This is a genomic window from Acidobacteriota bacterium (genome assembly GCA_018268895.1).
In the GTDB taxonomy this organism is placed as follows: domain Bacteria; phylum Acidobacteriota; class Terriglobia; order Terriglobales; family Acidobacteriaceae; genus Edaphobacter.
In genome coordinates, this window is sequence record JAFDVP010000001.1 from 1,308,073 (window position 1) to 1,332,363 (window position 24,291).

The 24,291-nt window shown below is 58.8% G+C and carries 20 protein-coding genes; 7 read left to right on the forward strand and 13 right to left on the reverse strand.

Annotated features, from left to right (window positions below; all coding sequences use genetic code 11):
- Window positions 1–56 precede the first annotated feature (56 nt).
- Window positions 57–2,639, reverse strand: coding sequence for an ABC transporter permease (locus tag JSS95_05685; GenBank protein ID MBS1799299.1), 2,583 nt, complete (start codon window positions 2,637–2,639; stop codon window positions 57–59).
- A 2-nt stretch (window positions 2,640–2,641) separates the two neighbouring features.
- Window positions 2,642–3,349, reverse strand: a complete 708-nt coding sequence (locus JSS95_05690; GenBank protein ID MBS1799300.1) for an ABC transporter ATP-binding protein — start codon at window positions 3,347–3,349, stop codon at window positions 2,642–2,644.
- Window positions 3,350–3,406: 57 nt separating this feature from the next.
- On the opposite strand from JSS95_05690, the gene JSS95_05695 reads away from it, so the two are divergent.
- Window positions 3,407–4,135 (forward strand): arylesterase, encoded by a 729-nt coding sequence (locus JSS95_05695; protein MBS1799301.1) that lies wholly within the window; start codon window positions 3,407–3,409, stop codon window positions 4,133–4,135.
- On the opposite strand, the gene truB is transcribed toward JSS95_05695, so the two are convergent.
- Genes truB through JSS95_05720 form a run of 5 tightly spaced genes read right to left on the reverse strand, consistent with a single transcriptional unit; the run spans window position 4,132 to window position 7,612 of the window.
- Entirely contained in the window at window positions 4,132–5,004 is an 873-nt protein-coding gene (truB, locus tag JSS95_05700; protein MBS1799302.1) for a tRNA pseudouridine(55) synthase TruB, read from the reverse strand. The genes JSS95_05695 and truB overlap by 4 nt on opposite strands.
- A gap of 20 nt (window positions 5,005–5,024) precedes the next feature.
- Window positions 5,025–5,633: a GTP cyclohydrolase I FolE gene (gene folE / locus JSS95_05705; protein MBS1799303.1), complete on the reverse strand. Its 609-nt coding sequence runs from the start codon at window positions 5,631–5,633 to the stop codon at window positions 5,025–5,027.
- 35 nt (window positions 5,634–5,668) lie between these two features.
- Window positions 5,669–6,097: a 6-carboxytetrahydropterin synthase gene (locus JSS95_05710; GenBank protein MBS1799304.1), complete on the reverse strand. Its 429-nt coding sequence runs from the start codon at window positions 6,095–6,097 to the stop codon at window positions 5,669–5,671.
- Entirely contained in the window at window positions 6,094–6,516 is a 423-nt protein-coding gene (locus JSS95_05715; GenBank protein ID MBS1799305.1) for a 6-carboxytetrahydropterin synthase, read from the reverse strand. Before JSS95_05715 ends, JSS95_05710 begins: the two co-directional genes overlap by 4 nt.
- Before the next feature lie 55 nt (window positions 6,517–6,571).
- On the reverse strand, window positions 6,572–7,612 hold the full coding sequence (locus tag JSS95_05720; protein MBS1799306.1) for a glycosyltransferase: 1,041 nt from the start codon (window positions 7,610–7,612) through the stop codon (window positions 6,572–6,574).
- 103 nt (window positions 7,613–7,715) lie between these two features.
- Between JSS95_05720 and JSS95_05725 the strand changes: the two genes are divergently transcribed.
- Window positions 7,716–8,171 (forward strand): TlpA family protein disulfide reductase, encoded by a 456-nt coding sequence (locus JSS95_05725; GenBank protein MBS1799307.1) that lies wholly within the window; start codon window positions 7,716–7,718, stop codon window positions 8,169–8,171.
- Here the strand turns inward: JSS95_05725 and JSS95_05730 are convergent.
- The 5 genes from JSS95_05730 to JSS95_05750 form a co-directional block, all read right to left on the reverse strand.
- A complete protein-coding gene (locus JSS95_05730) occupies window positions 8,168–8,779 on the reverse strand; it encodes an HAD family phosphatase (protein ID MBS1799308.1) in 612 nt (203 codons plus the stop codon). The two genes, JSS95_05725 and JSS95_05730, sit on opposite strands and share 4 nt — an antisense overlap.
- A 240-nt stretch (window positions 8,780–9,019) precedes the next feature.
- Complete coding sequence (locus tag JSS95_05735) at window positions 9,020–9,796, reverse strand: glucose 1-dehydrogenase (GenBank protein MBS1799309.1); 777 nt, start codon at window positions 9,794–9,796, stop codon at window positions 9,020–9,022.
- A gap of 18 nt (window positions 9,797–9,814) precedes the next feature.
- Entirely contained in the window at window positions 9,815–10,321 is a 507-nt protein-coding gene (locus JSS95_05740) for a gluconokinase (protein ID MBS1799310.1), read from the reverse strand.
- A gap of 118 nt (window positions 10,322–10,439) precedes the next feature.
- On the reverse strand, window positions 10,440–11,708 hold the full coding sequence (locus JSS95_05745) for a hypothetical protein (protein MBS1799311.1): 1,269 nt from the start codon (window positions 11,706–11,708) through the stop codon (window positions 10,440–10,442).
- A gap of 178 nt (window positions 11,709–11,886) precedes the next feature.
- On the reverse strand, window positions 11,887–13,161 hold the full coding sequence (locus tag JSS95_05750) for a DUF2088 domain-containing protein (GenBank protein MBS1799312.1): 1,275 nt from the start codon (window positions 13,159–13,161) through the stop codon (window positions 11,887–11,889).
- On the opposite strand from JSS95_05750, the gene JSS95_05755 reads away from it, so the two are divergent.
- Entirely contained in the window at window positions 13,160–13,972 is an 813-nt protein-coding gene (locus JSS95_05755) for a dienelactone hydrolase family protein (GenBank protein MBS1799313.1), read from the forward strand. The genes JSS95_05750 and JSS95_05755 overlap by 2 nt on opposite strands.
- 271 nt (window positions 13,973–14,243) lie before the next feature.
- Here JSS95_05755 and uxaC read toward each other — a convergent pair whose 3' ends face one another.
- On the reverse strand, window positions 14,244–15,641 hold the full coding sequence (gene uxaC / locus JSS95_05760) for a glucuronate isomerase (protein ID MBS1799314.1): 1,398 nt from the start codon (window positions 15,639–15,641) through the stop codon (window positions 14,244–14,246).
- Between the two features lie 239 nt (window positions 15,642–15,880).
- On the opposite strand from uxaC, the gene JSS95_05765 reads away from it, so the two are divergent.
- The 4 genes from JSS95_05765 to phoU all read left to right on the forward strand — a co-directional run bounded on the left by JSS95_05765 (window position 15,881) and on the right by phoU (window position 24,290).
- Window positions 15,881–18,010, forward strand: coding sequence for a family 20 glycosylhydrolase (locus tag JSS95_05765; GenBank protein ID MBS1799315.1), 2,130 nt, complete (start codon window positions 15,881–15,883; stop codon window positions 18,008–18,010).
- Window positions 18,011–18,121: 111 nt separating this feature from the next.
- Window positions 18,122–19,276: an N-acetylglucosamine-6-phosphate deacetylase gene (gene nagA, locus JSS95_05770; GenBank protein MBS1799316.1), complete on the forward strand. Its 1,155-nt coding sequence runs from the start codon at window positions 18,122–18,124 to the stop codon at window positions 19,274–19,276.
- Window positions 19,277–19,352: 76 nt separating this feature from the next.
- Entirely contained in the window at window positions 19,353–23,510 is a 4,158-nt protein-coding gene (locus tag JSS95_05775) for a sodium/solute symporter (protein ID MBS1799317.1), read from the forward strand.
- A 105-nt stretch (window positions 23,511–23,615) separates the two neighbouring features.
- Window positions 23,616–24,290, forward strand: coding sequence for a phosphate signaling complex protein PhoU (gene phoU, locus JSS95_05780; protein ID MBS1799318.1), 675 nt, complete (start codon window positions 23,616–23,618; stop codon window positions 24,288–24,290).
- The last annotated feature ends 1 nt before the right edge of the window (window position 24,291 follow it).

Consider the following 24,291-nt stretch of genomic DNA (forward strand, 5'->3'; position numbering starts at 1 on the left):
AGTTCATGGATTGCAAGTCACGTTCAATCCTACAACGGACGCGCATCTGGCTTGATTTATTCTTCGCGCAGCACCTCAAGAGGCTTCTGTCCAAGCACCCTGAAGCTCGCTGCCCACCCCGTAAACACCGTGATCGCTGCAGTCGCGAACAAAGCCGCCAGCGTCCAGCTCCAGTGAAAACGATACGGAACGGACATACGGCCAAGCAGGCTATGCGCAATTAGATTTGCAAACCCTACACCGACAATGCCCGCAACCAGCCCCAGCACAGCAAACTCCACCGAGAAAACTGTGCCAATCCGTGCACGTGTGGCGCCAAGCGTCTTCAGCACAACCACCTCGCGAATCCTGCGGTAGCGGGTCCCGGCTATCGCACTGGCAAGAATGACGATACCTGCAAAGACACTGAACGCGGCGAGAAATTGAATGACGTAGGTAATCTGAATGACGACTGACCGAACCGTCTCCAGCGCCTGCGCTACATTGATCACCGTTATCGTCGGGTAGCTCTTATATAGCGCGCGCTGCACCTCGCCGACACGATTGGGATCGACATGCACTCCGCCATACCAAACAACCGGCAAACCCCTGAGCACCGCCGGAGGCAGAATAAACTCGGCGCGTGCATAAGTATGCTGACCATCGGCCTTTGTAAGCGCCGTAACCGTCGCTGTAATCTGCGCATCCTGTGCGGCAAAGGTGATCTTCGAGCCTACCTTCACGCCCAGCCGCTCCGCCGTCCTTCTACCTATCGCAACCTGTGGATGTGTCTCTTCCGCACCCCACCACTTTCCGTCGGTGACGCTCGTCCCGACGGGTGGAGCGGTGAATGACGTCAGTGAGATCGTCTGCAGCATCCTGCGCGGGAAGTTCTTGAGCCTGGCCTGGTTCGCCGGAACACCATCGATAGCAATGATGCGCGATGAGACCACAGGCAGAAGCTCCGGATCGGCAGTGACCGCAGGCTGGGCTTTCAATAATGTGCGCACGCCGGAAATTTCATCGCTCGTGATATCGATCATGAAGACATTCGGCAGATTAGGTGCGCTCGATATATGCAGCTCCGACACAACAGCCTGCTGCACCAGAAACACTGCCGTAATTTGCATGACTCCCATACCAACAGCCGCCAGTAGCGCTGCCGATGGATTGCCCGGGCGATAAAGATTCGCCAGCCCATGACGCAACGCCGATGGCAGGCGCAAACGTGTTCGCGAGAGAAACCATCGCAAGGCCGCAAGTAACGCAGCACATGCCGCCAATAGAACGGCCAGCACTGCGACAAGACCGATGGAGAAGACGTGCCCCACAGTCGCGGAATCGGACAGCGTGGTCGCAATTGCCGCAAGTCCCGCAAGGATAAGCGCGACCGCGACGATTTGAGCGAGGTTCTTTGAAAGCTTTCGGAAAAACGCGGTCACAAAGGGGTCGGCGCTCTCTTCAACCGCTCTGCGGAAGATCAACACCGGCCGTACCGAGCGTATGTCGAGCAGCGGCGGCAGCGTAAACAGCAGGGTCGTCAGCACACCGGTCGCAAGCCCCGTCAATATCGTTCGTATCTGCAGATGAACGCTCGTCGGCACGTTGAGCATCTTGCCCAGGACATACGGAAAGGCAATCTGCACACCTGTGCCCAGCGCAATCCCCAGCACGGCGCCCAGCACTCCCAGCATCAGCGTCTGGATAAGATAAATGCGGATGATCTCGCCGGACCCAGCGCCGATGGCCTTCATAATGGCAATCGTGTCGAGCCGCTGTTCGAGATGCGCACGCATTGCCATCGCCACGCCGACTGCTCCAAGCACCAGAGCGACCAGGCTCATGAGCGAGAGCAGACTGGTCGCGCGATCCAGCCCCTGGGTCAATGCCGGATTGGTCTCGCGGTAGTCGATCACCTGCGCCTCAGGCAGCAGTTTTTCCAGACGCTCCTTGAGGCTCGCGACCGCCGATTCAGAGATAGGCGCACCGTTCTCCGGCTTCGGCACACGGAACAGGTACCGTTGTCCTGCATGGCTCCCAGGGGCCAGCAGACCGCTCGCGTCCAACCCTTCGCGCGAGATAAAGACGCGGGGTCCAGCCGCGAAGTTTCCAGAGAGGCGGTCCGGCTCATTGACCACTACCGCAGCAATGCGAAAGATGCGATTGCCCACCTTCAGCGAATCGCCGATGTTGAGCCGCAGACGCACCAGCAGATCGTCCGCAACCACGACCGTATCGTCGTGCAGAACGTCGCGCAGGCGCCCCGCAGGTTGAAGCTCGACCTCACCGTAAAACGGATACATCTTCGGGTCGACTGCTTTCAACGACACCAGAAGAGGGTCCAGCGTCTTCGCCGAGCTGGCCATAGAAAGCAGCTCTGTAACCGGCGTCATCTGAATGGATTCCGCCTCTATCGCATCCAGCCCCTTCTGCTCTTCCGGCGTTGGCTGCTGGAACATGCGCGCCGAAAGATCCGCCGCCATGATCGACCGGGCACGATCAAGAAGCGCCGACCGGAACGACGATGAAAATCCGCGCACGCCGGTGAGCGCTCCTACACCTATAGCGATGGAGAGCACGACAAAGAAAAATTTTCCGCTCGAAGCACGCATCTCGTGCCTCGCAATTTTTAGCGCCGTGCGGTACGAGAGCGATGCCATGGCTAGCGCACCAGCTCTTCTGAATTCTTGGGCGTCAGTTCGTCCGAGATCACCAGTCCGTCGCGAAGAACAATGCGGCGATCGGCGTAGCCTGCCAGCATCGGGTCATGCGTCACCAGGACAAGCGTGGTTCCTTCGCTGCGGTTCAGGTTCAGCAGAAGCTCCAGAACATGTGTCCCGTTGGTCGTATCGAGGTTGCCCGTCGGTTCATCGGCCAGAACAATAGGCGGCCGCAGAATAAAGGCCCGCGCAAGGGCGACGCGCTGTTGCTCGCCACCGGAGAGCTGTACCGGATAGTGGTCCATGCGGTCGCCGAGCCCCACATTGGTCAGCAGTTCGCGCGCGCGTCTCAATCCGGCGTCGGTGTCTCCTTCCACATTCAGCTCGTAAGGCAGAAGAACATTCTCCAACGCGGTCAACGTAGGAACAAGCTGATACGACTGAAAGACAAAGCCGACGGTACGCCCGCGCACCTTCGCGAGCTTGTCTTCAGGCAGATAAGAAATGGCCGTGCCATTCAGCTTCACCTCGCCCGCAGTCGGCGTATCAAGGCCGGCCAGCAGGCCCAGCAGGGTCGACTTACCACTGCCTGAAGAACCCATAATGGCGACAAACTGCCCGCGCGGCACCTGAAAGTCGATCCCCTTGAGGATGTCCACTGTGCGCGCGCCATTGCGTATCGACTTTCGCAAATCCTCGACTACGATCACCGCCGTTGCTTCAGTCACCTTTACTCCCCCGGCTTCACCCTTGATAGATTCATATACATGCGGCGAGTCGCAATTGTTCCTATACTAGCGTTTCTCCTGGCATCGCTGAGCGGCTGCCGCTCGGACAAGCCCGGCATACAACCGCCAGATGCAGGCGCTGACACAACAAGGAACGAAGCAAGCCCCTCTTTGGTTCCCTCAATGTCCGGCAACGATCAGCAAAACGACCCTCGTCCACGCATCGTCTGTTTTGGCGATAGCCTCACGGCCGGTTACGGTACCGATCCCGGCCAGAGCTATCCCGATTACCTTCAGAGCGATTTGGACAGGAAGGGATACTCCTACCGGGTTGTCAATGCGGGCATAAGCGGCAACACGACCAAAGATGGCGTCGACCGTGTTGCCTCGATCATCGCGATGAAGCCTGCACTGGTCGTGGTGGAGTTTGGCGGCAACGACGGTCTGCGTGGTCTGCGCATCGCAGATACTCGCGCCAACCTCGACAAGATCGTCTCCACGCTCAAGGAAAGCGGGACAAAGGTTGTGCTGGCAGGCATCACGCTTCCACCCGACTACGGTCCCGACTACATCAAGCAGTTCAACGAGACGTATACTTTGCTCGCCGATAAGTACCGCGTCCCCATGCTGCCCTTCCTGCTCAAGGGAATCTTCGGGGTCGATGGCATGATGCAGGCCGACCGTACGCACGCCACCTCCGAGGGAAACAAGGTTGTGGCGCAGAATGTCCTTTCGCTGATCCAGCCCTTGTTGAAGAAGACGCCTTAGCCTATGACAACGACTGGCTGCATCAGTGTTCCCGCAACGCGGCGACCGATCGCGAGCAGGTCAGCGGGGCTGGTAAAAATCTTCACCAGCGGCGATTGAGAGAAGTCAGGCAGGTTGACCTGCATTCCATTGCGCAGCTTCCCTGCCGTATGGTCGTCTACCGTAACGCATGGCATCTCCGGCAGAAGCGTCCGTGGGTGCGGAAGCCGCGCCTGAATCGTGTCAGGTGTGAGCATTTTGAGTTCATCCATCGTAATCGCCTGCTCCAGCGTAAAAGGACCAGCCTGGGTCCGCCTCAGAGAAGACAGGTGCGCGCCGCATCCTGCAAGCTGCCCAAGTTCGTGAGCGACGGAGCGGACATAGCCTCCGGCGGAGACGCGCATCGTGAAGGTCGCCTCATCGCCTGCAAGCGACTCCAGTTCGAAGCTGTGAACCGTGATGCGCGCCGGTTTGACTGGCACCTCTGCTCCGGCGCGGGCCAGCTTATGCGCAGGGACGCCTTGAATCTTCTTTGCGGAGTAGATGGGAGGGACCTGGTCGATCTCGCCATGAAAGCGCTTTGCCAACTCTCGCAGAGCATCGAGAGCAAGCGTCAGAGAAACCGGCTCCGCCGTCGCTTCACCCTCCGCGTCAAAGGTGTCGGTTGCGAAACCGAAGCGTATCCTGCCTTCGTAGCTCTTCTCCGCAGCGCCAAAGAACTGCGCCAGCCGTGTGTATTTGCCCAGCAGGAGTGGCAATACTCCTGTCGCCATCGGATCGAGCGTTCCCATGTGCCCGATCGAACGCTCGCCAGACGCGCGTCGCACGACGGCAACCACATCGTGAGATGTCATACCGGCAGGTTTGTCGATTACAAGAAGTCCATTCATCCCATCGCTTAGTTTACCGGCTAAACACCGTTGCCGCTGCGCCTGACAAGCGAGAGAAACTCATTGCGGGTCTGCAACTGTGTCTTGAAGACGCCAAGCATGGCCGAGGTGACAGTGCTTGAGTGCTGCTTCTCGACTCCACGCATCATCATGCACAGATGCTGCGCCTCCAGAATGACGGCGACCCCCTGGGGATTGATCGCCTCGGTGATGGCTTCGCCGATCTGTCGCGTCAGCCTCTCCTGCACCTGCAAGCGACGGGCGAAGACGTCGACCAGCCTCGGAATCTTGCTGAGACCGATAACCTTTCCATTCGGAACATAGGCAACATGGGCCTTGCCAAAGAATGGCAGCAGGTGGTGCTCGCACATGGAGAAAAACTCGACATCTTTGACGATCACCATCTCGTCATAGTCAACGTCGAAGAGTGCTTCGTGCAGAACATTCGTGATGTTCATGTTGTAGCCCCGCGTCAGAAAGGCCATCGCCTTCTCCATACGCTCGGGTGTACGGATAAGACCATCGCGGGTGGGATCTTCACCTATACGGGCGAGAATCTCCCGGTACAGGTCCTGCGTGGAGAACTCGGAGAGTGCAGGCGCTTCAAGCGCTGTATTTATGCCGGCCATAGTGTGGGCCTTTCTGATAATTTCCTGTTTGCCGCTCATAGTGCCCCGTCGGGAGGAATCGCCCCACCGGCGTAATCAAATGAATTGTTGCTGGTCTCCTCGACGTGAATCCGCTCCAGGTGGGCCATGGGAAAACCGGCAAAGATGCGATGAACCTCTATGGATAGATTCTCCGTAGTCGAAACACGATTCGCAAAAGGTGAAAGTGTGTTGAGATTCGTGTGATCGAAGCGATCAAGAAGATTTGTCTTCGCAAAGGCATCGAGATCACCCAGGTTGCAGACCATGCCCGTCATAGGGTTCACCTGGCCGCTAAAGGTAACCTCCACGGTGTAGTTATGACCGTGGCCATGTGGATTGTTGCACTTGCCGTAAACTTCGCGATTGTGTGACTCATTGTACGCATCGCTATGCAGCCGATGCGAAGCGCTGAAGTGATAGCGGCGCGAAAGATAGGCCTTCATGCCTGCTCTCCCTTTTCCCCGTAAAAATCCGCAAAGAGATCGGGCATCTCGTAGACGCGCACACGATGCAGGCGCGCGTTGGGAATCTTGTCATCAAGCCGGTTCCAGATGGCGATAGCGATATTTTCAGTCGTAGGAATCGAGGTGCGGAACTCCGGCACCTCAAGGTTCAGGTGGCGATGATCGTAGACGCCGACGACCTCCCGATCGAGGATGTCTTTCAACTTCTTCAGATCGACGACAAATCCCGAGACGGGATCCACTTCGCCCGCCACCGTGACTTCAAGCGTGTAGTTGTGGCCGTGGCCATTGCGATTGGCGCACTTGCCAAAGACACGCTGGTTCTCCTGTTCGCTCCAACTGTCCACCCAGTAGTAATGTGCAGAGGAGAATTCCGCCTTACGCGTAAGAAATATCATTCTTTACTCTCAACTTGTTTTGATACCTCATTAGACTCAGCAGATGTCTTTGAGGTTACAGACCGGTCTTATAGCTGCGTCCCTTCCAAGTCACCGACCTGTGGAGCCGGTGGTGGATCGTGCTTCGACTCAGCAGAAATACAAACAAAGGCACACCGAGAATAGAGATCGCAACATCAAATGCCGGAAAGTTCGACCGCGTCACTCTTGCATAGAAACGCCAGAGCGTTCGCGCCCATATCAGCAGCAACGCTCCCCGCTGCCAGTTTACGAGCCATGGAACACCAAGCGCCAGCGCAGGCAGTCCGAAGAAGAGCACCAGATCGAGGACACGCCACGCGGCCAGATAGAGCGGCCGGGGAAAAAGCACTGCAAGGTTCTTGGTCCAGCCTTCAATCATGTCCGTTGTCGTGCGATACATACGGGTTGAGAGCGCGTCGGGAGCATAGCGGAAGCGGATAGGATGACGACCTCGCTTGAAGTTACGGGCCAGCGCAACATCTTCAAGCACGTCTTTACCGACGGCGCGATGGCCGCCGACAGAAAAGTATGCATCGCTCTTGACCAGCAGGAATTGGCCGTTTGCCGCGGCGATGCGACGCTCAGGATCGTTGACCTCCTTCATCCTGTAGACACTGGCAAGCTCCGAAAACACGAGAGGCATCACGCTGCGCTGCCAGAAGCCGGTCACAAGCTGTCGAGGCGAGTAAGAGAGCAGCTCAACGTTGTGGCGCTCAGCTTCACGGATCGAGCGCGAAAGATCATTCGTCTCGTGAACGGTATCGGCATCGGTAAAAAGCAGCCACGCTCCCTGCGCGGCCTGGGCGCCAGCCCAGCAGGCGTTATTCTTGCCGGTGAAGCCCCCTCGTGCGCTCAGGTCGAGTGAGGGTGCGTCGATCACAACAATCCCAGCCTGTTTTGCAGCGAGATTCGTAGCGATGTCGCGGGTCGAGTCGGTTGAGTCGTCGTTGACGACGATAAGCTCCCAGTGACGCCCCAGCTCGAAGCCGGGTTCGGACTGACTAACCAACGAACCAAGGCAGGCAGGCAACGACGCCTCTTCGTTGCGCGCCGGCACGATCACGGAGAGTTCCATCTCCTGTTTTTGTTTGTCCTTTTCTGCGTCCTGGGTCACGACTTCGTATTATAGGAAGGTGGAGGCTTCGGTGCAGAGAGGGTTACTAGCGTTGGCGTTGATACTGTCTGCGATCATATCGACCGGTTGCGATCGGGGGCAGCACCCCGAACGGGTAAATAAGGCCGCTCCTCAGTTTTCGATCAGCGATGGGTCGCAGTCGGCGGACCTCTCGAAGTTCCGGGGCAAGGTGGTTCTGCTCAACTTCTGGGCCTCGTGGTGCGCACCCTGTATCGATGAGCTTCCATCGTTAATGGAACTGCATCGACAAATGCCGCAGATAGAGATCGTCACGATCAGCATGGATGAAGACCCCGAGGCTTACCAGCGGTTCATGACAAAGAACCACATCGGCCTGCTCGCCGTCCGCGATCCTTCTCAAAAGATCCAGACGATGTACGGCACGGTACAGATTCCCGAGACCTATGTCATCGACCGGCAAGGCATGTTGCGACGTAAATTCGTCTCTGCGCAGAACTGGACCAGCCCTGAGATCGTGGAGTACTTGTCGAAGCTCTAGCCCTGCGACGATCGCACAGGCGACCAGACCTTGCGAATATCGTGGCTGCGCATTCCGGCACGGCGAGCTGCCTCGAGTCCTTCGTCGGAGTCTTCAAAGACGATGACGCGGTCGGGCTTTACGCGCATGCGGCGCGCCGCCTCGATATAAACGTCTGGGGCAGGCTTTGCATGCTTCACATCGTCGGCGGTGACAATGGTGTAGAAGAGCGGCCGCAGACGGGTAGCGATCAGGGTGGCTTCGACGTTTTTCCTAATACCGTTGGACGCGACTGCCATGGGGACCTTCCCGAACCAGTCGCGGGCGACGTCGGTCACAACCTTAATCTCCTGGATGAGGTTTATACCCGCAAGATAAGCTTCATTAACGCGTTCATAGAAATCAGATCTGACCAGAGATTCGACCTTGAAGTCGGCCTCGTATGCGTCCAGAAGATCTTCCGGTCCTAGTCCGTGGCGCGGGTGATACCACTCGGGAGGCATCGTCAGGCCCAGCGGCGCGAGAGCCTCCTGAATGGAGTAGAGGTGCGCACTGGCGCTATCGACCAACGTACCGTCGCAATCGAAAACGAGCGCGTCGAACGTGCCGTTCTCAAGAGCAAAGGACATGGTGCTTTGAATTCTACTTGCCGGAAATATCAAGGTTCACCCATCCACACCAAAATGCGCAAAGGATTACAAATAAAGGTTTTATTTGGATGGCTGTAGATGGTCGAAGGATTCAGGTTTCTTCCGCACGAACCGGCAATTCAAGAACGGGCAGGTTTTGCACAGTCAAGCCGAGAAAATCCTGCAAAATGTGCGGATTCCCTGGCTGCGCAGCGTTTGAAACATTTTCCTGGTGAATGCTTACTGGTTGACTCCGCTGGCGAGGAAGCCTCCGTCGACGACGAGGATCTCTCCGGTCACGAAGGTGGAGGCATCGCTGGCGAGGTAGATAGCAGCACCGATCAGCTCTTCGGTTTTGCCAAAGCGTCCCATCGGGGTGCGCATAAGAAGTTCCTGGCCGCGGGGGCTTTCGTCGAGCAGCTTCTGATTGAGTGCGGTGCGGAAGACTCCCGGGGCGATGGCGTTGACGGTGACACCGCGCGAGCTCCACTCGACGGCCAGCGACTTCGTGAGCGCCGCGACTGCTGCCTTGCTGGTGGCGTAGGCGGTGACTTCCTTGAGCGAAACAAAGGAGTTGAGCGACGCGATATTGATGATGCGTCCGTACCCGCGGTCGAGCATGTGCTTGCCGAAGATCTGGCAGGCGCGCAGGGTCCCGGTCACGTTGGTGTCCATGATGTCGTTCCACGTCTCCTCGGAGACGGTGAGAGTGGGCTCGCGCTTGATCTTGCCGGCCGAGTTGATGAGGATGTCGACCTTGCCGAACTCCTTGAGGGTGCCATCGAGAAGAGCTTCGAGCGAGGCGCGATCGCCGACGTCGGAGGCAAGACGGAGGGAGCGGCGGCCTTTGGCTTCGATGGCCTTCGCGGCCTCTTCGACCTGTTCGGCGCGACGCGAGGTGGCGACGACATCTGCTCCCGATTCCGCGAGTCCGATCGCCATTGCCAGGCCGATGCCTGAGGTTCCACCTACCACTACGGCTGTCTTACCGGTCAGATCGAACAACGAGTGCGCCATGAAAATTTCTCTCCTTTACTAATTCGTCTTAGTGCCTGCGGATATCTGTTCCAAGATGGTGTCGACGACCACTTCCGGGGCACGATCATTCACTATACGCAAAGCGTCGGCCGGGGGTTCGAGCGTATCGAACTGACTTTTGAGCAGGTTGGGGTTCATAAACTCGTGATGCCGTGCTGCAAGCCGCTCAGTGAGAAGCTCAGGTGAGCCATCGAGCCAAACGAAATGAATTGCACTTTCAGGCATACCAGAGGCCAGCGTGTCACGATACTTCTGCTTGAGGGCGGAGCAAGCGAGGATGCCGCTCTTCTGCTCCTTGAACCATCCCCGCATGAGCTGGTTGAGAGTCTCTAGCCAGGGCTGGCGGTCGTTGTCGTTGAGGGGATGACCTGAGGCCATCTTCTGTTTGTTGGCGGGCGGGTGGTAGTCGTCGGCATCGGCGAAGACTGCACCGGTGCGCTGCGCCAGCAACTCACCGATGGTGGATTTGCCGGAGCCGGTGACTCCCATAAGAACGACGATCATTTGGCCACGACCCGGTTCGCGACTCGGAGGACGAGCGGCGGAGAAGCAGATCTCTCCACTCCGCTGCGCTTCGGTCGAGATGACACATCATTGGAGGGACACGGATATTGCATCGTTCTTATGATCCCAGAAAGACGGGGCGGATGTGTCGATCAAAGAGGTTCGTGGTGACATTTCTTGCAACCACCTCTTCGTTGGCCTCTAGGGCCTTCAGGTAGCGGTCGCCCATCCTGGCCGCCACCTTGAAGCCGACGTGCAGGAGCTGGCGCAGGCTGGCGTTGTAGGCAGGGTTGGACTGATCGTGGCGCAGGGCAGAGACGAACTGCTCGCTCGTCCAGCCGTCGACCTGATCGGGTGTGGGCAGTTTGGCAACGTCGATGTCGATGACGGTAGCGTAGGGCGCGCAGAGCTCTTCGCGGTGGCCGTGGGCTTCGCGGTAGACCTCCTTTGCGATGGCGAGGCCGGAGCCACCCGCCTCGGCGAGACCGATGACCTCCTCGAGCCAGGTCGTACCAGCGGTCTTCAGGTGAACACCTGCGCCTGACTTCTTGACCGCATCGTGGATGGCCTTGTAGATGGAAAACTTGTCGGACCCAGAGTGAACGCTGAGCTTGAGGCTGGCAGGCAGACCGTAGGTCTTGACGGCGAAGGCGATGGCGGCGATGTCCTCGTTGAACTCTCGGGCGAACTGCTGGACGTCGCCGACGTAGTCGACGCCCTTGTTGAAGCGGCCAGTGAACTTGGGCGCAATGGTCTGAATGGGAATCTTCTCGTCGGCGATAGCTGCAAGGATGATGAGCAGCTCGACGGGGGTCTGCGGCGAATCGGTCTCGTCCATGGAGACCTCGGGGATGAAGTTGGCCGCGCCCTTCTTTTCGACGAGGAAACGGTAGATACGTCCGGCGTCCTGCACGGCGGCGAGGAACTTGTTGGCCACCCCGGCGACGAAGACGGGGTTTGTATGGAAGGGCTCGGCGATGCCGGGGATGGCGACGGTGCCGATGAGTTCGGGGTGGCGAGCGACGAAGGTTTCCACGTCGGCCGCGTCGGCGGGCTTGCCGATCATGTCGGCGACATCGAGGGTGAAGAAGTCGCAGGGCGCAAGGAAGCGTTCGACCGTATTCAGGTTGATATGGTCGGCGTCGAGAAAGTAGGCCTTCTTCCAGCCGAGTTCCTTGACCGCGGCATCGGCGGCCTTGCGTGTCTGCGCCGGATCGCTGCCGATGATGTTGTGTTCACGGTTGGACTTGTTCCACACCGGAGCGACTTCAACGCCCGCCTCCAGCGCCTTGGCGCATGCGGCGAGCTGCGCCTTTGCCTGATGGGCGAACCGGTCGCCGACTCCGATTGAAAACCGTGGAAGCTGTCTTACGGTACCGTCACCCATCTATCAGGCCTCTCTATAGTGGTCCAACCACTTTGTATGGATCAGCATACGCACTGATTTGGGTTTGTGCAAACAGCGGTATGAATTTGCGGGGACAATCTGTTGAACAGCAAATCCCTCCACGCCGCTGCGCTTCAGGATGACAATTCATGTGAGCGACATTTGAAACCGGACCCCGCTAGTTCTTGAAGCGGCCGTTGTATGCCCACAGGCCGAGGCCGGGATTGGAGATATAAAAGATCTCTTCTCCGCCTACGGTGTTCCAGCCATCCTTGAGTATTTCGGGGTTGTACTTCGCGGTGTATTCGGCGAGGTCGCCGTACTGGAAGTGGACGCTCTCGATCTCCTCGCGCGTGAGGTGGCCGGGACAGTAGCGAATGGTGAAGCGGCCCTCGCTGGAGCCATGGATGAGGTGCGCGGCGGCGGAGAGGTTACCGGCGAGCGCAGGGTCTTCCTTGACGTATTCGAGAGTCTTTGGAGTACCGCAGTAGCCGTACTTGCGAATGAGCTTGTCGATGGCCGCGTCCTCGCCGAACTCGTGGACGGCGGGCGCGAGGACGATGAGTTCTGCGTTGTCGGCCAGCGCCATGCGGGTGCGATAGACACTCTTGTTGCCGAGCCAGGTGGAGCGGAACTCGTGGGGGTCGAGGAAGACGACAGCCTTGTGAATCTCGCGATCGAGCATCTGGAAGTTGACCTTGAGCGCGAGGTCGGCGGCAAGGTTGAAGCACTCGACGTCGTCACCGATGTAGAGACCGCGAAGGACGAGCTTACCCTCAGCGTTTTTGCCAACCACGGTCTGCACATAGACGATGGGCAGGCTGGTGGCAAAGTGGTCGCTGGCGTAGTTGAGCACGCGGCGGACGGGAGTGTCCGCGCGTCCCATCATGCGCTCCATGCCGTAGACCGCCCCGAGGAAGTGTGAGCGGTGGATCCCCATGGAGCCGCCGGTTCCGACGAAGATGTTCTTGTTGTAATTGGCCATGCCGACGACCTCGTGGGGCACGACCTGGCCGATGGAGAGGATGAGGTCGTGGCCGCCGTCGCGAAGGAGCTTGTTGACCTGTGCGGGCCACGGGTAGTCGACCTTGCCCTCGGAGACCTCGTAGAGGAAGGAGCCAGGGACCTCGCCGAGGGTGACGACGTCGTTGCGCCAGTCGTGGACGCGGAAGAGCGAGCGCGGGGTAGCGCCGTACATTGTCGCAATCTCTGTATCGGTCATGGCCTTGTGCGTACCGAGCGCGGGAAGGGCATCGGTGAGGCGCGAGCCGTAGTAATCCCATGCCAGTTCGGTGATGACGCCGGCCTGCGAGTGGAAGCGGGTAAAGTCCGGTGGGACGGCGAGGACTTTGTTCCTGACGCCGATGGCATCCAATGCAGTAAATAGATTTTTACGAAGTTCTTCGACCGACATCTCAGTGGTCGGACTACCGGCGGCAAAGTAGAGGCTCATGTCACGCCATTTTACGCTGAGGGGTAAAGACGCTACCGTGGCGGTAGGAGAGACGCTTATGAAAGAGCAGGATTTGAAGCTCGCAATGCCCGATGGAACAGCCGAAGCAGTTCTGTATAAGGCGGATGATGGCAAGGCGCTGCCTGGCGTTCTGTTTGTGCCGGATATAGGGAGCATCCGCGATGCGATGCGGCAGATGGCGCGGCGGCTTGCGGATGAGGGTTACACGGTGCTGATGCCTAATCCGTTCTACCGGACGAGCGCTACGCCTGTGTTCCCGCCCACGATCAAGCATGGTACGCAGGAGAGGTTGACGCGCATCGGGGAGTTGAGTGCTCCTCTGACGCCGGACAAGTTGGAGCAGGACCTGGCTGTGTATCTGGACTACCTGATAGAGCAGGCGACGACTGGCAAAGGAACGGTGGGTGTCGTGGGGTACTGTATCGGCGGGGGAATCGCCCTGCGCGCGGCGGCGGTACGGGCGAACCGGGTAGGCGCGGTGGCATCGTTCCATGGCGGCGGGCTGTACAAGGAGGGCAATCCGGCGAGCCCGCACAAGGTGCTGCCGCAGGTGAAGGCTCGGCTCTACTTCGGCCATGCGAGCGAGGACGGCAGCATGAGAGCCGAGGATATTACAAAGTTTGAGAAGGTGCTGAAGCATTGGGGCGGCAGGTTCGAGAGCGAGACCTATGCGGCAAGGCATGGATGGACGGTCGCGGACAACCCGGCCTACAACAAGCCTGAAGCAGAGCGGGCGTGGGTGAAGTTGACTGGGTTGTTCAAAGACACGCTGCAGGCCGCGATGGGTTGAGGGCTATGGCGGTTTTCGTAAAGCTATAGAGCGGGCCTTCAGCCCTTGTATCGTGGTGGATACCAGCCTGGGGCTATGCCCCAGGCTGGTATGGTGCGGGCCTTTGGCCCTTGACGGCTGTCCCCTCTACACCTTTGTGAAAACAGCTATAGAAGCAGATTCCTCCACTTCGCGCTGTGTGCTCCGGCCGGAATGACAACCGAAAAATTGTGCGGCTGGAAAAGGAAGGGGGCGTGGCTGGGATGGCCACGCCCCTTTGCTGGAAGTGCGATTAGAGTTTGTAGGCTTTTTTGACGAGGTTGACGGTGAGATCCTTGACGACCTCGAAGGCCTCGTCCTGGTCGAGGCGGTGTTGCGCGACGAGGTTGCCGAGGAAGGCGCAGTCGATGCGGCGGGCTACGTCGTGCCGCGAGGGGATGGAGAGGAAGGCGCGGGTGTCGTCGTTGAAGCCGACGGTGTTGTAGAAGCCGGCGGTCTCGGTGGCCGTCTCGCGGAAGCGCATCATGCCCTCGGGGGAGTCGTGGAACCACCACGGCGGACCGAGCCGAAGCACGGGATAGTGTCCGGCGAGGGGGGCGAGCTCGCGCGAGAAGGTGGACTCGTCGAGCGTGAAGAGGATGAAGGTGAATCCGGGTTCGTTGCCGTACTTCGAGAGCAGCGGACGCAGGTTGCGGACGTACTCGGTGGCTGAAGGAATGTCGGCACCTTTGTCACGGCCGAACTTCTCGTAGACGAGCTTGTTGTGGTTGCGGATGCTGCCGGGGTGAAGCTGCATGGTGAGGCCATCCTCAACGGACATGCCCGCCATCTCGGTGAGCATCTGCGCCTGGAAGATCTGCTGCTCTTCAGGCGTGGAGCGACCGGAGACGATGCGTTGATAGAGCGACTCGGCCGCTTGCGCGTCGAGGTCGGCGGTCATTGCGGTGAGGTGACCGTGATCGGTCGCGGTGGCACCCATGGACTTGAAGAAAGCACGGCGGTTGCGCAGAGCGTTGAGATACCCCTTGAAGGTGCCGACCTTCTCCCCAGTGATAGCGCCGAGTCTTTCGATGTTTTCGAGGAAGCCCGTGTATTCGGCATCTATGACGACGTCTGGGCGGAAGGTGGGCAGCACCCTTCCCTTCCAGCCAGACGCGCGGATGGCCTTGTGATAATCGAGCGTGTCGAGCGGGGAATCAGTGGTGGAGAGCACTTCGATGTTGAACTTCTCGAAGAGCGCACGTGGGCGGAACTCAGGAGTTTGCAGCTTCCGGGAGATGACGTCGTAGTACTCATCGGCGTTGCTGGTGCCGAGACGCTCGGTCAGTCCAAAGAGCGTGCTCAAGGAGTAGTCGAGCCAGAGCCGCGTGGGAGTGCCGCGGAAGAGGTAGTAGTTGCGGGCGAAGATGCGCCAGACCTCGCGCGGGTCGGCCTGCCGTTTGCCATCGTTTTGCGGGATGCCGAGCGATTCCAGTGAGACGCCCTGCGAATACAACATGCGGAAGATGTAGTGGTCAGGCTGAATGAACAAGGCTGCAGGATCGGGGAAGGCTTCGTCCTTCGCGAACCAGGCTGGATCTGTGTGGCCGTGCGGCGAGAGGATGGGGAGATCGCGAACAGTGTCGTAGAGTTTCGCTGCAACTGCACGAGCTGACGGTTCGACCGGAAATAACCGCATGGGATCAAGCATTCAAAACACCTCGATAGATACGACTAAAACAAGTTCATGGCAACGTCTTGCTGGAGGCTGAGTTGCAATTAGGTTCGACTCCGAACAAAACACGACCACAGCAGCGTATCAAAGTAATATGAAAGTGGTCGACCAATTCAATTCGCGCTTTGGAAACTAAATCGTTTTATGGGATACGAGCAGTTGGCGAATCAGGTTCCAACTTCCCGGAAGGATGCCACTGATTTACCGTAAACGGCATGAACTTTTTTCGTTTGACTGCGTTGGCGCTGTCGACCGTGACCGTTTTCTTGCCTGCTCAGACGGCGTTGAAGCTAATCCCTGTTCCCCGCGAGGTTCGAGCTGGGGAGACACAGAGTCTAAACCAGGGAATACAGATCAACTGCGCTGCGCCATGCCCGGCTGAAGACACCTTCGCCATCGACGATCTTAAGAGCGCCCTGACAGAACGCGGCATCGCGGTTAATGTGTCGTCGCCAGTCAACCTTCTTATAACCCGCTATGGCTCAGGAAATTCACGGGCGATTCTCGCGGATGCCATGGGCAAGAAGGGCGCTCCGGGACCGGCGGAGTTTCCAGCCGAGATGAAGGCCGAGGGGTACGCCATAGTCCCTGATGGGAAAGGGCTGGCGATTACGGCGTCGAGCGACGCAGGCATCTTTTACGCTTTGCAGACGGTTAAGCAGCTTGTCCTGGGTAATGGCTCAGCGGCGGTCCTAAGGACGGCCGCCATCCGCGACTGGCCTGCGATGCGCTACCGCGGCCTGAGCGACGACCTTTCGCGCGGGCCGGTGCCGACGTTCGAGTTTCAGAAGAAGCAGATTCGCGAGCTCGCGGCATACAAACTGAACGTCTACTCGCCCTATTTTGAGCACACGATGCAGTACACCGGGCACCCTCTGATGGCCCCTCCCGGAGGCACGATCACGCAGGAGCAGGCACGCGAGCTGGTGGCCTACGCCGCGAAGTTCCACATCACGATCATCCCGGAGCAGGAGGCCTTCGGACACCTGCACTATCTGCTGAACTGGGAGCAGTACTCGCCGATCGCCGAGACGCCGCACGGCCATGTGCTGGCCCCGGCGCAGCCCGAGGCGCAGAAGCTGACGCAGGACATGTTCACCGAGCTTGCGGCGGTCTACCCTGGGCCGTTCCTGCACCTGGGAGCGGACGAGACGGTCGAGCTGGGCAAGGGACAGACCAAGGCGCAGGTCGACGCTCAAGGGCTCGGGACGGTGTACCTGGGGTTTCTGGAGAAGATCGTTGCCGACCTGAGGCCGCTGAACCGCAAGCTGCTGTTCTGGGGTGATATCGCGTACAAGGAACCCGAGCTTCTGAAGCAGGTCCCGGACTCCTTCAAGAAGGCCACGATTGCAGTTCCTTGGGAGTACAACCCGCAGCCGAAGGGCTTCATGCGCTACATCAAGCCGTTTACCGACGCCGGCTTTGAGACATGGGTCGCGCCTGGCATCAACAACTGGTCGCGTGTCTACCCCAACTGGAACAACGCACTGGACAATATTCAGCAGTTCACGCTGGATGGACAGAAGCTGGGCTCGACCGGTCAGTTGAACACGATATGGAACGACGACGGCGAGGCGCTGGCCAACGCTAACTGGTACGGCATTCTCTTTGGCGCCGAGGCGGCGTGGCACCAGGGAGAGGCCTCTATTCCGGCGTTTCAGTCCAGCTTTGGCGAGATCTTCCACGGTGACACGACGGGAAAGATCAACCAGGCGCAGCAGGAGATGATGGCCGCGCACAAACTGCTGAAGGACTCTCCATACAAGGTGGACGCACAGGACCTGCTCTTTTGGCAGGACCCATGGAATGCGGACGGCCAGCGGATCGCCGCGCTGATCCGGCCGGTTCTTCCCGAGGTTCGCCGTCATGCGGAGCGCGCGCTGGTGTTGGTGGCAGAGGCACGGAATGCGAATCCCAATCTACGCGAGACGGACGCGCTCGACGTGCTGGAGCTGGGAGCGCGCCGGATGGACCTGATCGGGTTGAAGTTTCAGGTGGCCGACGAGATAGCGGCCAGCTACGCTCATGCGTTCGCGCTTCAGGGATCAAAGAATAAAGACGACCGGACAGAGGTCGCCCGCGAACTGAACCTGATCAACGGCGTCAACGGCAGGCTCCAGGATCTGCGGAACAACTACTCGCTTCTCCGCGATCTTTACGAACAGGCATGGCTGAAGAGCAACCGGCCGTATTTCCTGAGGAATAACCTGGAACGCTATGACTTCACGATCCAGATGTGGCTGGGCCGCATCGACCGTATGCGCGTGGTACAGCGGCAGTGGGCGAACTCGCAGACTGTGCCGCCGGCCGCGGAGGCCGGCATCCCAGCACCTGCGGTGAATTAGTCTGAGATAGAGTATTCTTTCCGTCCACCTATTCGGAGCAGTGGGACTACCAATTGATCTTTGCGCTTACCCTTACAATGACCGCAAGGCGGTTTGGATTTTTTCATCGATATGCATCAGACGCTTACAGCACGCCGTCTTCTTACCGGCTCGGAGACCATCGAGTTCCCCAGAATTAATATCGACGGAGATGGCGCCATCGCGAGCATCGAGCCTGGCGTTGCTCCTCGCACGGACGAAGCGACCCTGACCCCGACGTTCTTCGATATTCACACTCACGGCGGGGCAAACTACGACGTCATGGACGCCACACCCGAGGCCATTGACGGAGTCAATCGCTTTCACGGCAGCGCCGGGGTAGGACATTATCTGCCGACGACGGTTACGGCCCCGATTGAGAAGACGCTTCGGTCCCTGGACGGCATTGCATCTGCGATCGAATCTCCATACGACCGCCGGAGTGCACGACCGGTAGGGATTCATCTGGAAGGGCCCTTCATCTCACATATCAAACGAGGCGTCCACCCGCCTGCGTATATACAGGAGCCGGACATCGCATTGTTTGACCGCTTCCAGGAGGCGGCGCGGGGGCATATACGGTTGATCACCATCGCCCCCGAGGTTCCCGGAGCTATTGAGTTGATCCGGCATTGTTCCGCGAAGGGCGTGCGGGTAAGTCTTGGGCATACGAATGCGGTTGCCGCTGAGGCCCGCGCAGGTATCGAAGCCGGAGCACGCAGCGCGACGCACACCTATAACGCGATGCGCGCACTCGACCATCGCGAACCCGGCATTCTGGGGGAGGTCCTGGACTCCGATGCTCTGTTTGCAGAGCTCATCTGCGATGGTATCCACGTCGCTCCAGAACTGGTCCGTCTGTGGATGAAGGCCAAGGGGCCTCAACGAGCCATTCTGGTTACCGACAGCATGGCAGCAGCAGGCATGCCGGACGGCGACTATATGTTGGGCACCTTTGCGGTGAAGGTCTCCGAAGGCCGAGCGTTTGCCGCCGACGATCTCGCGCGCGGGAAGAAGACCTTGGCCGGAAGCGTGCTTACTCTGGGCCGCGCGGTGGAGAATCTGCAGCGCTTTACGGGAGTGCCGCTCGATATCGCAACAAAGTTGGCGTCGACGAATCCGGCAATGCTGCTTGGGCTCGAAGGTACGGTGGGTTCTGTAGCTCCTGGACAGCCCGCAAACTTCAACGTCTTCAATGCAGCAGGCAAACGGAAACAGACTCTGCTGTATGGAACTCCAGTAGCCTGACGCCTGCAAACCGTTTCATAGATGCAATTGTGTGCCGCGATGCAGGATGAGGCTTCGCCGCTATACACTCGCTAACATGCAAGCTGCTGTATCTGCATCACACCTACATACTTTCGACCTTGGCATCATCGTCGTCTATCTGGTCGGCATTACGTTGTTTGGTCTGCGATTTCGCGAAGGCAAGAACGCGGGCGCGCGTTCGCTGAAGAGCTACTTCCTGGCAGACCGCAGCGCTCCGTGGTGGGCGATTGCGCTTTCGATCGTCTCGGCGGAGACCAGCACACTGACGATCATCAGCATTCCCGGCGTCGCCTTCGCGGGCGACTTCGGTTTTCTGCAAGTCGTCATCGGCTATATGCTCGGCCGCGTGATGGTGGCAATGTTGTTCCTCCCGAAGTATTTTCAGGGTGAGATGCTGACGGCGTACCAGCTCATCGATCAGCGATTTGGCCGCACGTTGCATAAGGTGACGGCTGGACTGTTTCTGATCACGCGAGCGGCGGCGGAAGGGGTGCGCGTCTTTGCAGTTTCTATCGTCGTTGCAATCGCCATTGGCACGGGCGACACGCTTTCGATTGCGATCATCTCAGCCTTGACGCTGCTTTATACCTTTGAGGGCGGTATGGCGGCGGTCATCTGGACGGATGTCATCCAGATGCTTCTGTATATCGCGGGCACGGCGGTCGCAATTGCCACTCTGGGAACCCATGTTCCTGGAGGCTGGGGACACATCCACGCGGCTGCATCGGCTGCCGGTAAGCTGAACATCTTCAACTTTGCGCTCAACCTGACGCAAAACTATACCTTCTGGGCAGGCGTGCTGGGGGGTACCTTCCTGACGATGGCATCGCATGGAACGGACCAACTGATGGTGCAACGCCTGCTTGCAGCCAAGAACCTTAGCGAGTCGCGACTGGCGCTTCTCTCCTCCGGCGTGGTGATCTTTGTGCAGTTCACGCTCTTTCTTCTGATCGGCGCTGGGCTTTGGGTGTTTTACGGAAGCAATGTGAACATTGCTTCCGACAGGCTCTTCCCTTCCTTCATCGTCGGCGAGATGCCGGTAGGTATCGCCGGATTGTTAGTGGCCGCTATCCTTGCCGCCGCGATGTCAAACCTTTCCGCCGCGCTCAATTCGCTGTCGTCGACGACCGTGGTTGACTTTTACATGCACTGGAGACCGGAGGCGGATGAGCGCGAACGCATGATGATCTCGCGCTCATCGACGGTGGTGTGGGCGCTGGTGCTGTTTGCCATCGCTGTGTACAGCATTCAGGCGGGCGGCAAGGGACATGTTGTGGAGATTGGGCTCTCTATCGCTTCGGTCGCTTATGGCGCGCTGCTCGGCGTATTTCTGCTGGGGACCCTGACACGAAATGCGACGCAGGCCGGCGCAATCGTTGGGCTGGTGGTCGGCTTTGCTCTCAACGTGGCGCTATGGTTGCAGACAGCCCCGATTCACCTTGCCAACCTGCCGCTGGTTGGCGACATGACGCTGCCTCGCGTAGCGTGGACGTGGTACGTACTGATCGGAGCCGCTGTGACATTTATCGTTGGCTATATCGCAAGCATTTTGATGCCGAAGTCCAGGATGAAGGCTGCTGTGACAGTTGCAGTGGTTCTCGCGCTCCTGGTTCCGGCGGCACGCATGGCAGGCGCACAGACCGCTGCAAAGCCAGGTACGCGAGCCATCGCGTCGACACCTGATTTTACGCAGGTTTCGACACTGATCAACGAAGCCATTGCCGCGAAGAAGTTGCCTGGCGCGGTGGTTGAAATCGGCCATGACGGCAAGGTGGTCTTCCACGAAGCATATGGAAACCGCAAGATCGCCGGTGAAGTTAGCCCGGATGGAAGCACGGCCGCCGAACTCATGAGCGAGGACACGATCTTCGACATGGCTTCATTAACCAAGTGCCTGGCGACAGCGACGGCGATGATGCAGCTTTATGAAGAGGGCAAGTATCAGTTCGACGATCCCGTGGTGAAGTACCTGCCGGAGTTTGCCGCCAATGGCAAGGAAAAGGTGACGATCCGCGAGTTGTTGACGCACTACTCCGGGCTTGCGCCCGATGTTTCCTTGAAGGATTCATGGGGGCTGGCTGCTCCCGATAAGGCCGAGGGTGTGAAGCGCGCCATGGAGTCGACGCTCATCAATCCCCCTGGAACGAAGTTTGTCTACTCGGATATCAACTTCATCACGCTGGGTGTGCTGGTTGAAAAGTTCTCAGGACAGCAGGAGGATGTGTACGTGCAGGAGCACATCTTCAGGCCTCTGGGGATGACGCAAACTGGGTATCACCCTTTTGCAAAGGTCTGCGGTCCGTATGATGCCTCCGGCGCGGCGATCGAGTTGCCAAAGCCCTCGGAGCAACAGGGTCAGGGCGCCGCTTGCAAGGCTGGATCCTGGAGTTCGCGACTCATTGCAAGTTCAGCGCCCACAGCCCATGATGATGAGTCGAAGGACAATCCTGCTGAGAACCCCGACTACGACCATCTCCTTCGCGGCACCGTCCACGATCCCACGACGCGTCGCATGGGCGGAGTTGCAGGACACGCCGGACTCTTCTCCACCGGGCATGACGTCTCGCTTTATGCCAGCGCCCTGCTGGAGAAGCTGCTCTACAACAAGGGTCCCTTCCCCCTGAAGCAATCGACGCTGCAGCTGATGACGAAGCCTGAGCAACCTGCGACTGCCGAAGCCGGGGCGACGATCTTCACTCCCGATGGACAGACGACAAAAGGCGTTGCCACACGGGGCTTTGGATGGGACATCAACACGGCCTTCTCGCGTCCACGCGGCTCTATTTTCCCGATCGGAAGTTTCGGACATACCGGCTTTACCGGCACGACGCTGTGGATGGATCCGCAGTCGAATACCTACGTCGTTCTTCTTACCAACGCCGTTCATCCTCGTGGCGGTGGATCGGTCTCCGTACTTCGCGGGCAGGTTGCGACAGCCGCGGCGAGGGCGCTTCACCTGTACGGCTCGAGTAGCCCAACTCTCACAGGCATCGACGTTCTTGAATCCACGCACTACGCCGCGCTGGCGGAGGCTGCCAAGCGTCACAGCAATCACCTTCGTCTCGGTATTCTTACGAACCAGAGTGGGCTGGACGCCCACGGCCATAGAACGATCGACCTGCTTGCGACCGAGGCGACGAAGGCAGTGCCGGGGCTTGAGGTCAAGGCCATCTTCTCCCCGGAGCACGGTCTCTTTGGTACAAAGGACGAAGCAGGCATCTCGGGTGAGGTCGATCCTACAACGCATATCGCTGTCACCTCGCTGTATGGAGCCAAGCCCGAATCGCGCCACCCGACGCACGAGCAGTTGAAGGACCTGGACGCAGTGATTGTCGATCTGCAGGATGCGGGTGTGCGCTTTTACACGTATGAAGCCCAGACCGGCTACTTCGTCGAGGCTGCGTCCGCTGAGAAAAAGCAGGGGCACAACCTTGAGATCATCGTGCTGGATCGGCCGAACATCATTGGCGGTGTGCAGGTACAGGGTGCCGTCTCCGACCCGGACCGCGAGACCTACACCAACTACATGCAGATGCCCATCCGCCATGGCATGACCCTTGGTGAGCTTGCGCGTTACATCAACGGCGAGCGACGTGTTGTAAGCACTACATCGCCGAATGTACAGGTTCCTCTTGGCGCATTGGTGACCGTGGTCAAGATGGAGAACTGGCAGCGGGCGATGTACTACGACCAGACCGGCCTGCCATGGATCAATCCCAGCCCAAATCTTCGCAGCGTAAACGCCGCAACACTTTATCCGGGTGTCGAGCTGCTGCAATTTACCAATGTCTCCGTCGGCCGGGGAACGCCTATGCCGTTTGAAAACATTGCAGCTCCCTTCTTCGATGCGCCGGCCCTGGCCGCAGCCCTCAATGCGCGCAATATTCCCGGCGTCACATTCTCTGCATCCACCATCACGATAGAAGAAGATGCCAATCACTATCCGTACCACGGTCAAACGCTTCCCGCCGTACATCTCACGCTCACCAATCGCGACGTTCTCGACTCGCCCGCGCTCGGCATCGAGATGATCTGCGCCATACGACGGCTCTACCCCAAGCAGTTCAACCTCGATCGCGGAGATGTTTTGCTCCGCAGCGTCAACACGCTGCTCTCCATCAAAAATGGGGACGATCCGCGAAACATCGTGAAGTCATGGCAGACGGACCTCGACGAGTTCAAGCAGCGCCGTGCGAACTATCTGCTTTACTGACACAAAAGGCGTACACAATTCGCCACTCGGCCTGGCAGAAAATCAACACACTGGCCGCAGACGTGCGTCACAATAGAAGACCATCACCACCACGGAGGTGGCTGAATGCCTCGAATCAATTTTCAGCAGCAGCTTGTAGCACTGAAAGACAAACTTCTGGCCATGGCTGCGCTCTCGCAGCAGGCTCTGTCTCTTGCACTTGAGGCATACCTTACCGGCGACCAGGCGCTTTGCGAACACGTCAAAGTGATTGAGACGGCCATCAACGCAGCGGAGCGCGACGTCGACGAGATGGCATACGATCTTCTCGCCAAGGAGCAGCCAATGGCCATCGACCTGCGCTTCATCCTGTCGGTGATCAAGATCAACGGCGACCTGGAGCGGATCGGAGACCAGGCCTCGAACATTGCGCAGCGAACGCAGACGCTGGCGGGTGCTCCGCCGATCGAACTGCCGATCGACATTCCGGACATGGGCGAGAAGGTGGGAATCATGATCCGCAGCGCGATTCAGTCGCTGCTGGAGGCGGATGCCCGCCTGGCCGAAGATGTGCTGGCGATGGACGACGAGATCGACGAGATGAACAGGGTCGTGCAGGCAGAACTGGTCGAGGTGATGCAGCAGCAGCCGGAGATCAGCGCGCAGGCACTGAACGCCATCATCGTCTCGCGCAATCTCGAGCGCTCGGCCGATCACGCAACCAACATTGCCGAAGACGTGATCTTCTGGGTGCGCGGCTCGGACGTCCGGCACAAATTTTCCCTGACGCAGGCAGAGTAAG